The sequence below is a fragment of the Mycobacterium heidelbergense genome (assembly GCF_050205645.1).
GTDB lineage: Bacteria > Actinomycetota > Actinomycetes > Mycobacteriales > Mycobacteriaceae > Mycobacterium > Mycobacterium heidelbergense_A.
The window spans coordinates 1-12,448 of record NZ_JBNMQT010000041.1 but is presented as its reverse complement, the minus strand read 5'-3'; the positions used below and the strand labels follow the sequence as shown (position 1 = coordinate 12,448).

Annotated in this window: 9 protein-coding genes and 1 pseudogene; 6 read left to right on the top strand and 4 right to left on the bottom strand. The window is 67.0% G+C overall.

The window, feature by feature from the left end; all coding sequences use genetic code 11:
• Window positions 1-1,150 (bottom strand): HNH endonuclease signature motif containing protein (locus ACQI5H_RS24170; RefSeq protein WP_427081821.1); only part of this gene is annotated, 1,150 nt, incomplete at its 3' end.
• A 258-nt stretch (window positions 1,151-1,408) separates the two neighbouring features.
• On the opposite strand from ACQI5H_RS24170, the gene ACQI5H_RS24165 reads away from it, so the two are divergent.
• The 5 genes from ACQI5H_RS24165 (at window position 1,409) to ACQI5H_RS24145 (ending at window position 9,685) form a co-directional block, all read left to right on the top strand.
• Entirely contained in the window at window positions 1,409-1,912 is a 504-nt protein-coding gene (locus ACQI5H_RS24165; protein ID WP_427081820.1) for a single-stranded DNA-binding protein, read from the top strand.
• Window positions 1,913-2,001: 89 nt separating this feature from the next.
• The gene (gene ettA, locus ACQI5H_RS24160; protein ID WP_427081819.1) at window positions 2,002-3,678 is read left to right on the top strand and encodes an energy-dependent translational throttle protein EttA; all 1,677 of its coding nucleotides are present in this window, start codon (window positions 2,002-2,004) and stop codon (window positions 3,676-3,678) included.
• Window positions 3,679-3,780: 102 nt separating this feature from the next.
• Window positions 3,781-8,616: an NAD-glutamate dehydrogenase gene (locus tag ACQI5H_RS24155; protein ID WP_427081818.1), complete on the top strand. Its 4,836-nt coding sequence runs from the start codon at window positions 3,781-3,783 to the stop codon at window positions 8,614-8,616.
• Entirely contained in the window at window positions 8,613-9,026 is a 414-nt protein-coding gene (locus tag ACQI5H_RS24150; protein ID WP_427081817.1) for an acyl-CoA thioesterase, read from the top strand. Before ACQI5H_RS24155 ends, ACQI5H_RS24150 begins: the two co-directional genes overlap by 4 nt.
• Window positions 9,027-9,058: 32 nt before the next feature.
• The gene (locus ACQI5H_RS24145; RefSeq protein WP_427081822.1) at window positions 9,059-9,685 is read left to right on the top strand and encodes a hypothetical protein; all 627 of its coding nucleotides are present in this window, start codon (window positions 9,059-9,061) and stop codon (window positions 9,683-9,685) included.
• A gap of 22 nt (window positions 9,686-9,707) precedes the next feature.
• Here ACQI5H_RS24145 and ACQI5H_RS24140 read toward each other — a convergent pair whose 3' ends face one another.
• The 3 genes from ACQI5H_RS24140 to ACQI5H_RS24130 all read right to left on the bottom strand — a co-directional run bounded on the left by ACQI5H_RS24140 (window position 9,708) and on the right by ACQI5H_RS24130 (window position 12,134).
• Window positions 9,708-10,010: a hypothetical protein gene (locus tag ACQI5H_RS24140; protein ID WP_427081816.1), complete on the bottom strand. Its 303-nt coding sequence runs from the start codon at window positions 10,008-10,010 to the stop codon at window positions 9,708-9,710.
• Window positions 10,011-10,129: 119 nt separating this feature from the next.
• Window positions 10,130-11,728: a glycoside hydrolase family 13 protein gene (locus ACQI5H_RS24135; RefSeq protein ID WP_427081815.1), complete on the bottom strand. Its 1,599-nt coding sequence runs from the start codon at window positions 11,726-11,728 to the stop codon at window positions 10,130-10,132.
• Between the two features lie 13 nt (window positions 11,729-11,741).
• Entirely contained in the window at window positions 11,742-12,134 is a 393-nt protein-coding gene (locus ACQI5H_RS24130) for a globin (protein ID WP_427081814.1), read from the bottom strand.
• A 155-nt stretch (window positions 12,135-12,289) separates the two neighbouring features.
• On the opposite strand from ACQI5H_RS24130, the pseudogene ACQI5H_RS24125 reads away from it, so the two are divergent.
• Window positions 12,290-12,448, top strand: a pseudogene (locus tag ACQI5H_RS24125) (hypothetical protein); the annotation flags it as partial.

Below are 12,448 nucleotides of genomic sequence, written 5' to 3'. Positions count from 1 at the left end.
GGGGGTGGTTGGGTGGGTGCGCCAGCGAGCCGGTGCTTAGCGGTCGCCCGGCGCTGTCGCTGACATGCAGGGCGTGGGCGGGCCCGGTGATGGTGATGATGCCGCGATGGTGCAGTCGGTGATGGTAGGGGCAGACCAGCACGAGGTTGGCCAGCTCGGTGGGCCCGCCGTCTTCCCAGTGCCGGAGGTGATGAGCGTGCAGCCCCCGGGTGGCCCCGCAGCCAGGAACCGCGCAGCTGGGGTGGCGGTGCTCGAGCGCACGGCGAAGCCGGCGGTTGATCAGCCGAGTCGAGCGGCCGGCGCCGATAACCTGACCGTCGCGTTCGAACCACACCTCACAGCTGGCGTCGCACGACAGGTAGCGGCGATCGGATTGCGACAACAGCGGGCCCAGATGCAGCGCTGCGATGCGCGCCTCGATATCGAGATGCATCACGACGGTGGTGTGCTGCCCGTGGGGCCGGCGGGCCACTTCGCTGTCCCATCCGGTCTCGACCAATCGCAGGAAGGCATCAGCGGTGTTCGGCAACGGCGGCCCCTGATCGCACACCCGTTCGTCGTTGTCGCGATCGTGTTTCCACTGGGCGATCAGCGCATCAAGATGCGAGTGCAACGCCGCGTCGAACTTCGCCGCGTCATCGTGAGGAAGGGTTATCCGGTAGCAACTGCCCTGCTCGGTGCTGGTCCTGGTGAACGCGCGCTCGGGCTCGCGGCGCGGTTCGGGTTCGGGCCGCGGTTCCAGCTTGAGCGCGGTGCGCAGCTGATTGACCGTGGCGACCCGCGCCAACTGCACGTAATGCTCATCAGATCCCGCACCCGCCCGCGCCGCGATCACGCCCACCTGATCCAGCGACAGCCAACCCTCCCGCATGCCCTGGGCGCACCGCGGGAACTCCGGCAGCCGGCTGGCGATGCTGGCGATCGTGTGGGCATTGGCCGGTGAGCAGCCGGTCTTCCAGGCCACCAACGCCGGCACCGACCGCGCGCCGGTGATCCCGCACAATCCCTCACCGTCGATCTCGGCAACGATGTCTACGATGCGCCCATCAATCGCGTTGCGCTGACCGGCCAACTCCGCCAACTCTTCGAAGAGCACCTCAAGACGCTCGGCAGGGCTCACCGCCGAGGCAAGCGATGCGGTCGAGGACATGACCACATCATCGCAGGGGGCTACGACAAATCTCGGCCGCCCAATCCGCGCCAGGGTGTGACCACCGCCATTTGCCAAGCGAGACAGCCTGATTGGCGCGTTCACGCTAGCAGGCTATCCACAGTCTCGGTTCTTTCAACAGGTTTGCCGACTGGACCTGGTTCGGGACGGAACCCGTCGGTGGCACGGCGCTAAATGGCGGCCAGATAGGGCGCGGTCACCGCGCGAAGAGATAGCAAAACGAGAAGGGACACGCCAATGTTCGAAACGCCGCTCACCGTCGTCGGTCACATCGTCAACGACCCTCAGCGCCGCCAGGTCGGCAATCAGGAGGTCATCAAATTCCGGGTGGCCAGCAATTCGCGCCGCCGCAACGGCGACGGCAACTGGGAGCCGGGCAACTCATTGTTCGTCACCGTCAACTGCTGGGGAAAGCTGGTCACCGGGGTCGGGGCCGCACTGGGCAAGGGCGCGCCCGTGATCGTGGTGGGCTACGTGTACACCAGCGAGTACGAGGACCGCGACGGCAACCGCCGCTCGTCACTAGAGATGCGCGCGACGTCGGTAGGCCCGGATGTGTCGCGCGCGATCGTGCGCATCGAGAAGCCGGGCTATACCGGCCCCAGTGCGGATCAGGCCGCGCCGGCCGACGGGGACTCGGCGGCCAACGACTCGGCCAACGACTCCGCCGACGACTCCGCCGGCGAGCGGACCGCGTCCGGCGACGCCGAGGGTGCCGGCCCGCTGCCCCTCTCCGCTTAGCCGCTGGCTTGGGGGCCCGGCTACGTCCGCCGGGCGATGCCTAGGATGGTCGAGGTAATTCTGCAAGACCAGAAAGGCAAACCCGCTGCATGGCTGAGTTCATCTACACGATGAAGAAGGTCCGCAAGGCGCACGGCGACAAGGTGATCCTGGACGACGTCACCTTGAGCTTCTTCCCAGGAGCCAAGATCGGTGTCGTCGGTCCGAATGGGGCCGGTAAGTCGAGCGTCTTGCGGATCATGGCCGGTCTGGACAAGCCGAACAACGGTGAAGCCTTCCTGGCCAACGACGCCAGCGTCGGCATCCTGCTTCAGGAGCCGCCGCTGAACGAGGAGAAGACGGTCCGCGGCAACGTCGAGGAGGGCCTGGGCGACATCAAGGTCAAGCTCGACCGCTTCAACGAGGTCGCCGAGTTGATGGCCACCGACTACACCGACGAGTTGATGGAGGAAATGGGCCGGCTGCAAGAGGAGTTGGACCACGCCGACGCGTGGGACCTCGACTCGCAGCTGGAGCAGGCGATGGACGCGCTGCGCTGCCCGCCGCCGGACGAACCGGTGACGAATCTGTCCGGCGGTGAGCGACGCCGCGTCGCGCTGTGCAAGCTACTGCTGTCCAAACCCGACCTGCTGCTGCTCGACGAGCCCACCAACCACCTGGACGCCGAAAGCGTGCAATGGCTCGAACAGCACCTGGCCGCGTATCCGGGGGCGATCCTGGCTGTCACCCACGACCGCTACTTCCTGGACAACGTCGCCGAGTGGATTCTGGAACTCGATCGCGGGCGCGCGTACCCCTACGAGGGCAACTACTCGACCTACCTGGAGAAAAAGGCCGAGCGGCTCGCGGTGCAGGGACGCAAGGATGCCAAGCTGCACAAGCGGTTGACCGAGGAGCTGGCCTGGGTCCGGTCCGGGGCCAAAGCCCGCCAGGCCAAGGGCAAGGCGCGCCTGCAGCGCTACGAGGAGATGGCCGCCGAGGCGGAGAAGACGCGCAAGCTCGACTTCGAGGAGATCCAGATTCCCGTCGGGCCGCGGCTGGGCAACGTGGTCGTCGAGGTCGAACACCTCGACAAGGGCTACGACGGCCGCACCCTGATCAAGGATCTGTCCTTCACGCTGCCCCGCAACGGCATCGTGGGCGTCATCGGTCCCAACGGGGTCGGCAAGACCACGCTGTTCAAAACGATCGTCGGGCTCGAGCAGCCGGACAGCGGCAGCGTCAAGGTCGGGGAGACCGTCAAGCTCAGTTATGTGGACCAGACCCGCGCCGGCATCGATCCGAAGAAGACGGTGTGGGAGGTCGTTTCGGACGGGCTGGACTACATCGAGGTCGGCCAGACCGAGGTACCCTCGCGGGCCTACGTGTCGGCGTTCGGGTTCAAGGGTCCCGACCAGCAAAAGCCCGCCGGCGTTCTGTCCGGCGGCGAACGCAACCGTCTCAACCTCGCGCTGACGCTCAAGCAGGGCGGCAACCTGATTCTGCTGGACGAGCCGACCAACGACCTGGACGTCGAGACGTTGGGTTCGCTGGAAAACGCGCTGGAGAAATTCCCGGGTTGCGCCGTGGTGATCTCGCACGACCGCTGGTTCCTGGACCGGACGTGCACGCACATCCTGGCGTGGGAGGGCGACGACGACAACGAGGCGAAGTGGTTCTGGTTCGAGGGCAACTTCGGCGCGTATGAGGAGAACAAGGTGGAAAGGCTCGGCGAAGAAGCCGCCCGGCCGCACAGAGTGACCCACCGCAAGCTCACACGCGACTAGTGTCGGCTCTGCCGACGCCCTACGACGACGCGGCCGCAACGGCCGATCACCAGTGGGGCGATCGAGCGCAGTGGCGTCCGTCGCGAGTTGGGAGCAATCGGCATGGCGATCGATCCCGGAGCTAAGCACGAACTCAAGCCCTGGACCACGTTCACCAACGCTCAGGACATTCCCGACTGGATCGCGACCGCCTACATCGAGAGTTACCGGGGTCCGCACCGGGACGAGCCGGGTGCCGAAACCGGTCCCATCGACCTGAGCATCCCGGCCGCCATGGTGACCCCGGAGATGCTGAGCGCCCACTATCGGCTCGGCCAGTGCCGCCCGGCCGGCGGCAACTGTGTCTGCGTCCATCCGGCGGACGATCCGGCCGGATTCGGGCCCGCGCTGCAGGTCGTCACCGACCACGGCGGCATGCTGATGGATTCCGTCACGGTGCTGCTGCATCGGCTCGGGGTCGACTACACGGCGATCATGACCCCGGTGTTCGCGGTGCGGCGTAACCCTGAGGGGGAGTTGCTCAGCGTCGAACCGAAAGCACCCGGTACGCCGCAATACGTCGGCGAGGCTTGGATACACATCCAGCTGTCGCCCTCGGTCGATACCAAGGCCCTCGCCGAGGTCGACCGGCTGTTGCCCAAGGTCCTGGCCGACGTTCAACAGGTCGCCAGCGACGCGTCGGCGTTGATCGCCACCCTGAGCGGCGTGGCCGCCGACGTCGACGCCAACGCGGGCGACCACTACACGGCGCCGGACCGCGAGGACGTCGCGGCCCTGCTGCGCTGGTTGGGCAATGGCAACTTCCTGCTGCTGGGCTACCAGCGTTGCCGGGTGCACGACGGCCTGGTCTCCAGCGACGGGTCACCGAGCCTCGGCGTCCTGCGCACCCGTACCGGTTCCCGTCCCCGATTGACCGACGACGACCATCTGCTGGTCCTGGCGCAATCCGTCGTCGGCAGCTACCTGCGCTACGGCGCTTACCCATACGCCATCGCGATTCGCGAATACACCGACGGCGGCGTTCTCGAGCACCGCTTCGTCGGTTTGTTCACCGTCGCCGCGATGAACGCCGACGTCCTGGAGATCCCGTCGATCTCCCGCCGGGTGCGCGAGGCGCTGTCGATGGCCGACAGCGATCCCGCCCACCCGGGCCAACTGCTGCTCGACGTCATCCAGACCGTCCCGCGCTCGGAGCTGTTCACGCTGAGTTCCGAGCGGCTCTTCGCGTTGGCCAAGGCCGTGGTGGATCTGGGATCCCAGCGGCGCGCGCTGTTGTTCGTGCGCGCCGATCGCCTGCAGTACTTCGTGTCCTGCCTGGTCTACGTGCCGCGCGATCGCTACACCACCGCCGTTCGGCTGCAGATCGAAGACATCCTGGTTCGCGAGTTCGGTGGGACGCGACTGGAATTCACCGCCCGTGTCAGTGAATCGCCTTGGGCGTTAATGCATTTCATGGTGCGGCTGCCCGAAAACGCCGCGGCGGTCGACGATTCCGAGGTCAACCGGGTCCGCATCCAGGGGCTGTTGAGCGAGGCGGCGCGGACCTGGGGTGACCGCCTGATGGCGGCCAGCGCGACGGGCACCACCGCGCACGCCGAAGCCGAGCACTACTCGGCCGCCTTCTCCGAGGCCTACAAACAGGCCGTCCCCCCCGACGACGCCATCGAGCACATCGCCATCATCAATGGGCTGACCGAAGACTCGGTCAAGCTGGTGTTCTCCGATCGCGGCGAAGATGGAGTCGCCCAGCTGACCTGGTTTCTGGGCGGACACACCGCCTCACTCAGCCAGCTGCTGCCGATGCTGCAAAGCATGGGCGTCGTCGTGCTCGAGGAGCGACCGTTCACCGTCATTCGGCCGGACGGGCTGCCGGTGTGGATCTATCAGTTCAAGATCCAGCCGCACCCGACCATCCCATTGGCCGCGACGACGGCCGAACGAGACGCCATGGCAGAGCGATTCGCCGACGCGGTCACCGCGATCTGGCAGGGCCGCGTCGAGATCGACCGGTTCAACGAGCTGGTCATGCGCGCGCGCCTGACGTGGCAGCAGGTCGTGCTGATCCGCGCCTACGCGAAATACCTACGGCAGGCGAACTTTCCCTACAGCCAGTCCCACATCGAGACCGTGCTCAACGACCACCCCTCCACCGCGCGATCGCTGCTGCTGTTGTTCGAGGCGCTCTTCGATCCCCGCGCGTCGGGATCGCCGACGAGCCGCGACGCGCAAGCGGCCGCCGCCTCGGTCGCCGCGGACATCGACGCGGTAGTGGGCCTGGACACCGACCGTGTACTGCGCGCGTTCGCGTCGCTGGTGCAGGCCACGCTGCGAACCAATTACTTTGTGACACGGGAGGGTTCGGCCCGGGCCCGTAATGTGTTGGCGCTCAAGCTGGATGCGCAGCTGATCGAAGAGCTGCCGCTGCCGCGCCCCAAGTACGAGATCTTCGTGTATTCGCCGCGGGTGGAGGGCGTGCACCTGAGGTTTGGACCCGTGGCCCGCGGCGGCCTGCGCTGGTCGGATCGCCGGGATGACTTCCGCACCGAAATCCTGGGCCTGGTCAAGGCGCAAGCGGTGAAGAACGCCGTCATCGTGCCGGTCGGGGCCAAGGGCGGGTTCGTCCTCAAGCGACCGCCGCTGCCAACCGGGGACGCCGCGGCCGACCGTGACGCGCTGCGCGCCGAAGGCGTGACGTGCTACCAGCTCTTCATCTCCGGGCTCCTCGATGTCACCGACAACGTCGACCACGCCACCGGAAAGGTCAGCGCGCCACCGGAAGTCATCCGGCGCGACGGCGACGACGCCTACCTCGTGGTGGCCGCCGACAAGGGAACTGCCACCTTCTCCGACATCGCCAACGACGTCGCGAAGTCCTACGGCTTCTGGCTGGGTGACGCGTTCGCGTCCGGGGGATCGGTGGGCTACGACCACAAGGCCATGGGCATCACCGCCAAGGGCGCGTGGGAAGCGGTCAAGCGACACTTCCGGGAGATGGGCGTCGACACCCAAACCGAGGACTTCACCGTCGTCGGCATCGGTGACATGAGCGGCGACGTGTTCGGCAACGGCATGCTGCTGAGCAAGCACATCCGGCTGCTCGCCGCCTTCGATCACCGGCACGTCTTCCTCGACCCGGACCCCGATGCGGCCGCGTCATGGCGGGAACGCCAGCGGATGTTCGACCTGCCGCGGTCCAGCTGGGATGACTACGACAAGTCGCTCATCAGCGAAGGTGGCGGAGTATATAGCCGCGAGCAGAAGGCCATCCCCGTCAGCCCGCAGGTGCGCGAGGCCCTCGGCATCGACGGTGACGTCGCCGAAATGGCCCCGCCCAACCTGATCAAGGCGATCCTGCAAGCGCCGGTGGATCTGCTGTTCAACGGCGGCATCGGCACCTACATCAAAGCCGAAACCGAGTCCGACGCCGACGTCGGCGACCGCGCCAACGATCCGGTACGAGTCAACGCAAACCAGGTGCGCGCCAAGGTCATCGGCGAAGGCGGCAACCTCGGCGTGACGGCCTTGGGCCGCGTCGAATTCGACCTGGCCGGTGGGCGCATCAACACCGACGCGATGGACAACTCCGCCGGGGTGGACTGTTCCGACCACGAGGTCAACATCAAGATCCTGATCGACTCGCTGGTCACCGCCGGCAAGGTCAGGGCCGACGAACGCAAACAACTGCTCGAGTCGATGACCGACGAGGTTTCGCAACTGGTGCTCACCGACAACGAGGACCAAAACGATTTGATCGGCACCAGCCGCGCGAACGCCCCCAGCCTGCTCCCGGTGCACGCGATGCAAATCAAGTACCTGGTCGAAGAGCGCGGCGTGAACCGCGAATTGGAAGCGCTGCCGTCGGAGAAGGAAATTGTGCGGCGGTCCGACGCCGGTCTCGGGCTCACCTCTCCGGAGCTCTGCACGCTGATGGCACACGTCAAGCTGGGACTCAAGGAGGAGATGCTGACCACGGAGCTGACCGAACAGGACGTGTTCGCGTCCCGGTTGCCGGAATACTTCCCCAAGCCGCTGCGGGAACGGTTCGCCCCGGAGATCCGCACGCATCAGCTGCGCCGGGAGATCGTCACCACCATGCTGATCAACGATCTGGTGGACACCGCCGGCATCAGCTACGCCTTCCGAATCACCGAGGACGTCGGCGTCGGGCCCATCGATGCGATACGCACCTACGTGGCCACCGACGCCATCTTCGGAGTGAGCCACATCTGGCGGCGGATCCGCGCGGCAAGCATGCCGGTCGCGCTGTCCGACCGGATGACCCTGGACACCCGCCGGCTGATCGACCGCGCCGGGCGCTGGCTGCTCAACTATCGTCCGCAGCCGCTGGCCGTCGGCGCCGAGATCAACCGGTTCGCCGCCAAGGTGAAGGCACTGACGCCGCGCATGTCGGAGTGGCTGCGCGGCGACGACAAGGCCATCGTCGAACAGGAAGCCGCCGAATTCGCGTCGCAGGGTGCGCCCAAAGACCTCGCCTACCGGGTCGCCGCCGGCCTGTATCGCTACAGCCTGCTCGACATCATCGACATCGCCGACATCACCGAGATCGACAGCGCCGAAGTCGCGGACACCTACTTCGCCCTGATGGATCGGCTGGGCACCGACAGTCTGCTGACCGCGGTTTCCGAGCTACCCCGACGGGACCGCTGGCATTCGTTGGCGCGCTTGGCGATTCGTGACGACATCTACGCCTCGCTGCGGTCCTTGGGCTTCGACGTGCTGGCCGTCGGGGAGCCCGACGAGAGCGGTGAAGAGAAGATCGGGGAGTGGGAACACATCAGCGCGTCCCGGGTGGAGCGGGCCCGCCGGACGCTCACCGAGATCCAGGAAAGCGGCGCAAAGGATCTCGCGACCCTGTCGGTGGCCGCGCGGCAGATCCGCCGCATGACCCGCACCAGCGGCAGGGGATCGTCGAGTTGAGCGTTGGATTCGTCGCGCCCGTGCCGGTGCGCTGGTCGGACATCGACATGTACCAGCACGTCAACCACGCCACTATGGTCACCCTCCTCGAGGAGGCGCGGGTCCCGTTCCTCAAGGAACCGTTCGCGGCGGACATCACCACCATCGGCCTGCTTATCGCCGACGTCCGCGTTACGTACAAGGATCAGCTGCGGCTGGCCGATTCGCCTCTGCAGGTGACCATTTGGACCAAGCGGCTACGGGCCGTCGACTTCACGCTCGGCTACGAGGTGCGCTCGGTGATCGCCGATCCCGATTCCAAGCCCGCCGTCGTCGCCGAGTCGCAGCTGGCGGCGGTCCACATCGAGGAGCAGCGGCTGGTGCGGCTGTCCCCACAGCATCGGGAGTATCTGCAACGTTGGATGCGGTAGCCGAGCGCGGGCTGTGGCTGGGCCCGGAACGAATGGACGCCCACCGCGCGGACCTGGCCGCGTTTGTCGACCATGCGACGCGGCTCGACGACGCGGCGGTCGTTCGACTGCGCGCCCGATCCGCCGGATTGCTCACGGCATGGGTGGCAACGGGTTTCGACGTGTTGGCCAGCCGGGTGGTGGTGGGCAGGGTGCGGCCGGGGGACCTGACCGTCGCCGCGGACGGGTTGGCGCGCGGCCTGTCCGCGATGGACGACTCGGGCTACGTCGAGCCCGGCTTCTCCATGGATTCGGCCTGGCGAACCGCGTTGCCTCCGGAATCGGGCTTCACCCACCTCGACGACGTGCCGGCCCGGGTGATGCTGGACCTGGCGCAGCGCGGCGCGCGACTTGCCAAGGAACACAGCAGTTCCCACGGCCCGCCGGTTTCGCTGCTCGACCAGGAGGTCATCCGGGTCAGCGCGGCCGACGTCAGCGTCGGGCTGCCGATGCGCTGCGTGTTCGCCCTGACCGCAATGGGCTTTCTGCCGCAGTCGCCGGATGCGATCGACGCCGACGAGATCATCCGGGTGCGGATATTGCCGGCGTGGCTGCGCCTCGACGCCAAGTTCGGCTCGGTGCACCGGCGTCGCGCCCATGCGGCGCTCGTGCTGCGCTGAGTGCTGCGCGGTCGCCGGACGGTCAGGCCGGGCCGTATTTTCCGATGACGGCGACAGGCTTCGGCGTAGGCGGTTCACCAACAACGCGTTTGGCAATCGCTTCCTGCACGCCGCGCGCTGCGGCGATGCTCGGTAGCGGATTCTCGACTCCGTCGGCCAGCTCCAGGATTGCACCGAACTCGGTGTCGCCCGGTCCGCGCCAGTAAGTCCACCGGATGCCGTTGGGCTGTCGCTCGTTCACCGCCGCGAATGCGAGTTCAACCGCCTCGACGATGTCATCGACGCCCTGTGGCCCAACCTCGTACCGCACCACCAATGTTGGCATAGCAGACTCCTTCGTCAGTCATTCGTGTTGGCCTTGCACAACTGCTGACGTTTCGTACTTGCAAAAGGTGACCTGCGGCGTGCGGTCATGCGGCGCTCGTGCTGCGCTGAGCGACGGCCTCAGACCACCCAGGCCGCGCAGTCCGGCGGTAGCTTGCCGCCCTGCAGCGGCGCGCTGGCCAAGACGACTTCGCCCGGCGGCAAAGCCATCGGGCGCCGGCCGGCGTTCAGGGTGCACACCACACCCATAGCGCCGCGCCGGAAGATCAGCGCGTCCCCCGGCGCGGTCAGCCACTCGATGTCGCCGCCATCGAATTCTGACCGGTCCCTGCGTAATTCGAGGGCGCGACGAAAGAACGACAGGGTCGAGCCCGGATCCGCGTCCTGCTTCTCGACGGTCAGCGCCGCCCACTCCGCCGGCATCGGCAGCCAGGTGTCGGCGTTGGTCGAAAACCCGAACGGGGGAGCGTCGCCCGACCACGGCAGCGGAACCCGGCACTTGTCGCGGCCGCGTTCGGTGTGCCCCGAGCGTTCCCACGTCGGATCCTGCAACACCTCGTCGGGCAGCTCGACATCGGGCAGGCCGAGTTCCTCACCGTTGTAGATGAACACGGCGCCCGGCAGGGCGAGCATCACCATCGCCATCGCCCGCGCCCGGCGCAGCCCGATCTCGCCGCCGCCGTAACGGGTCACCTCGCGGCCCACGTCGTGGTTGGACAGCGTCCAGGTCGGGATGGCGTTTTCGATGGCCGTCGCCGCCAGTGAATTCTCGATCGCCGCACGGACTTCGGCCGCGTCGAAGTCGATCTTCGTCAGCCGGAAATTGAAGCCGAGATGCAGTTCGTCGGGCCGCAGATACTCCGCCCAGCGGACGTTGTCGGTCACCCACACCTCACCCACGGTGACCGCCGCGGGATAGTCGTTGACGACCCTGCGGATGTCGCGGTGAATCTCGTGCACACTCGGGTGGTTGAAGCGGGGGTCGTCGTCGGTATGGTGCAACACCTTCGCCTCGAGGTCCGGCGAGTCCGGCAGGCCAGGTGGCTTGGCCATCCCGTGCGCCACGTCGATGCGGAAGCCGTCGACGCCGCGTTCCAGCCAGAAGCGCAGCGTCTTCTCGAAGTCGTCGAAGACGTCCGGATGCTCCCAATTGAGATCCGGCTGCTCGGCGTCGAACAGGTGGAGATACCACTGGCCGGGATTGCCGTCCGGTTCGACCACCCGCGTCCACGCCGGCCCGCCGAACACCGACGTCCAGTTGTTCGGCGGCAGTTCCCCGACGGCGCCCCGACCGTCACGAAAGAAATAGCGTTCCCGCGCATCGGTGGCCGGGCCCGCGGCCAGCGCCGCCTGGAACCACGGGTGCGCCGAACTGGTGTGGTTGGGCACCACGTCCATGGTGATTTTCATGCCCCGCCCGTGAGCGGCGGCGATCAGCCGTTCGATCGCGGCCATCCCGCCGAACAGGGGATCGATGTCCCGGGGATCGGCGACGTCGTAGCCGTGGTCGGCCATCGGGGAGACGGTGACGGGGTTGAGCCAAATCGCGTCCACACCCAGCCGCTCCAGGTGCCCCAGCCGGGCGGTCAAGCCGTCCAGGTCGCCGACTCCGTCACCGTCGCTGTCGGCGAACGAGCGTGGATACACCTGGTAGAAAACCGCGCTTGACCACCACGGCTTGGAGTCCATTCCACCCCGCTTAGTTTCGTGGGCCGACATCAAAGGCTCGAGCTCAAAAAAGATCCGCGTTGACGAGCGAGTGGGCCGCCATTTCCAGATAGTCGAGCAACTCCCGGCGGTGTTCGTCGTCGAGGGTCTGCGAGTCGATGGACGCGACGGCGGTGTGCATGCACCGCAGCCAAGCGTCGCGCTCGATTGGCGTGATCCGGAACGGGACGTGCCGCATCCGCAGCCGGGGATGGCCGCGCCGGTCCGAGTAGGTCCGCGGGCCACCCCAGTACTGCTCGAGGAACATGCGTAGCCGTTCCTCGGCGCCCTCGAGGTCGTCCAGCGGATAGACCTCACGCAATATTTCGTCCTCGGGAACCTGTGCATAAAAGCGCGCCACGATCGCATGGAACGTCTCGGCACCGCCAACAGCGTCGTAGAAGCTCACCTGATCCATCAATCTCCATTGTGGTGCATCGCCTGTCCGGCAACGCGTGGCGGCCTTCAAACGACGGCCAAGCCACGCCTGCTGTTCACCGGTTCGACACGGCGCGCACCTGCTATGAGGGTGCGTTTGGCGGCGAATCATGGTGGACTATCCGCGGAGGATCTATGGCGCATGGCAAGAGACGCCGCAGCCACCGCAGTTCCGGTGCCGCGGCAGGGTTGACCGGGCCCCCATCCGTGTCGCCTCTGCACCGCGTCGACACCCCCCCCCCCACCCCCCCCCGGAGCGCCGCCACCCGGGGCCCCCCGCGGGGCCCGCTGCCG

What these genes read in the sequence shown, in the direction of transcription:
- ACQI5H_RS24130 (WP_427081814.1), bottom strand. Translation starts at nt 12,134, where the DNA reads ATGGATCAGGTGAGCTTCTACGACGCTGTTGGCGGTGCCGAGACGTTC.
- ACQI5H_RS24145 (WP_427081822.1), top strand. Translation starts at nt 9,059, where the DNA reads ATGGACGCCCACCGCGCGGACCTGGCCGCGTTTGTCGACCATGCGACG.
- ACQI5H_RS24165 (WP_427081820.1), top strand. Translation starts at nt 1,409, where the DNA reads ATGTTCGAAACGCCGCTCACCGTCGTCGGTCACATCGTCAACGACCCT.
- ACQI5H_RS24135 (WP_427081815.1), bottom strand. Translation starts at nt 11,728, where the DNA reads ATGTCGGCCCACGAAACTAAGCGGGGTGGAATGGACTCCAAGCCGTGG.
- ACQI5H_RS24155 (WP_427081818.1), top strand. Translation starts at nt 3,781, where the DNA reads ATGGCGATCGATCCCGGAGCTAAGCACGAACTCAAGCCCTGGACCACG.
- ettA (WP_427081819.1), top strand. Translation starts at nt 2,002, where the DNA reads ATGGCTGAGTTCATCTACACGATGAAGAAGGTCCGCAAGGCGCACGGC.
- ACQI5H_RS24140 (WP_427081816.1), bottom strand. Translation starts at nt 10,010, where the DNA reads ATGCCAACATTGGTGGTGCGGTACGAGGTTGGGCCACAGGGCGTCGAT.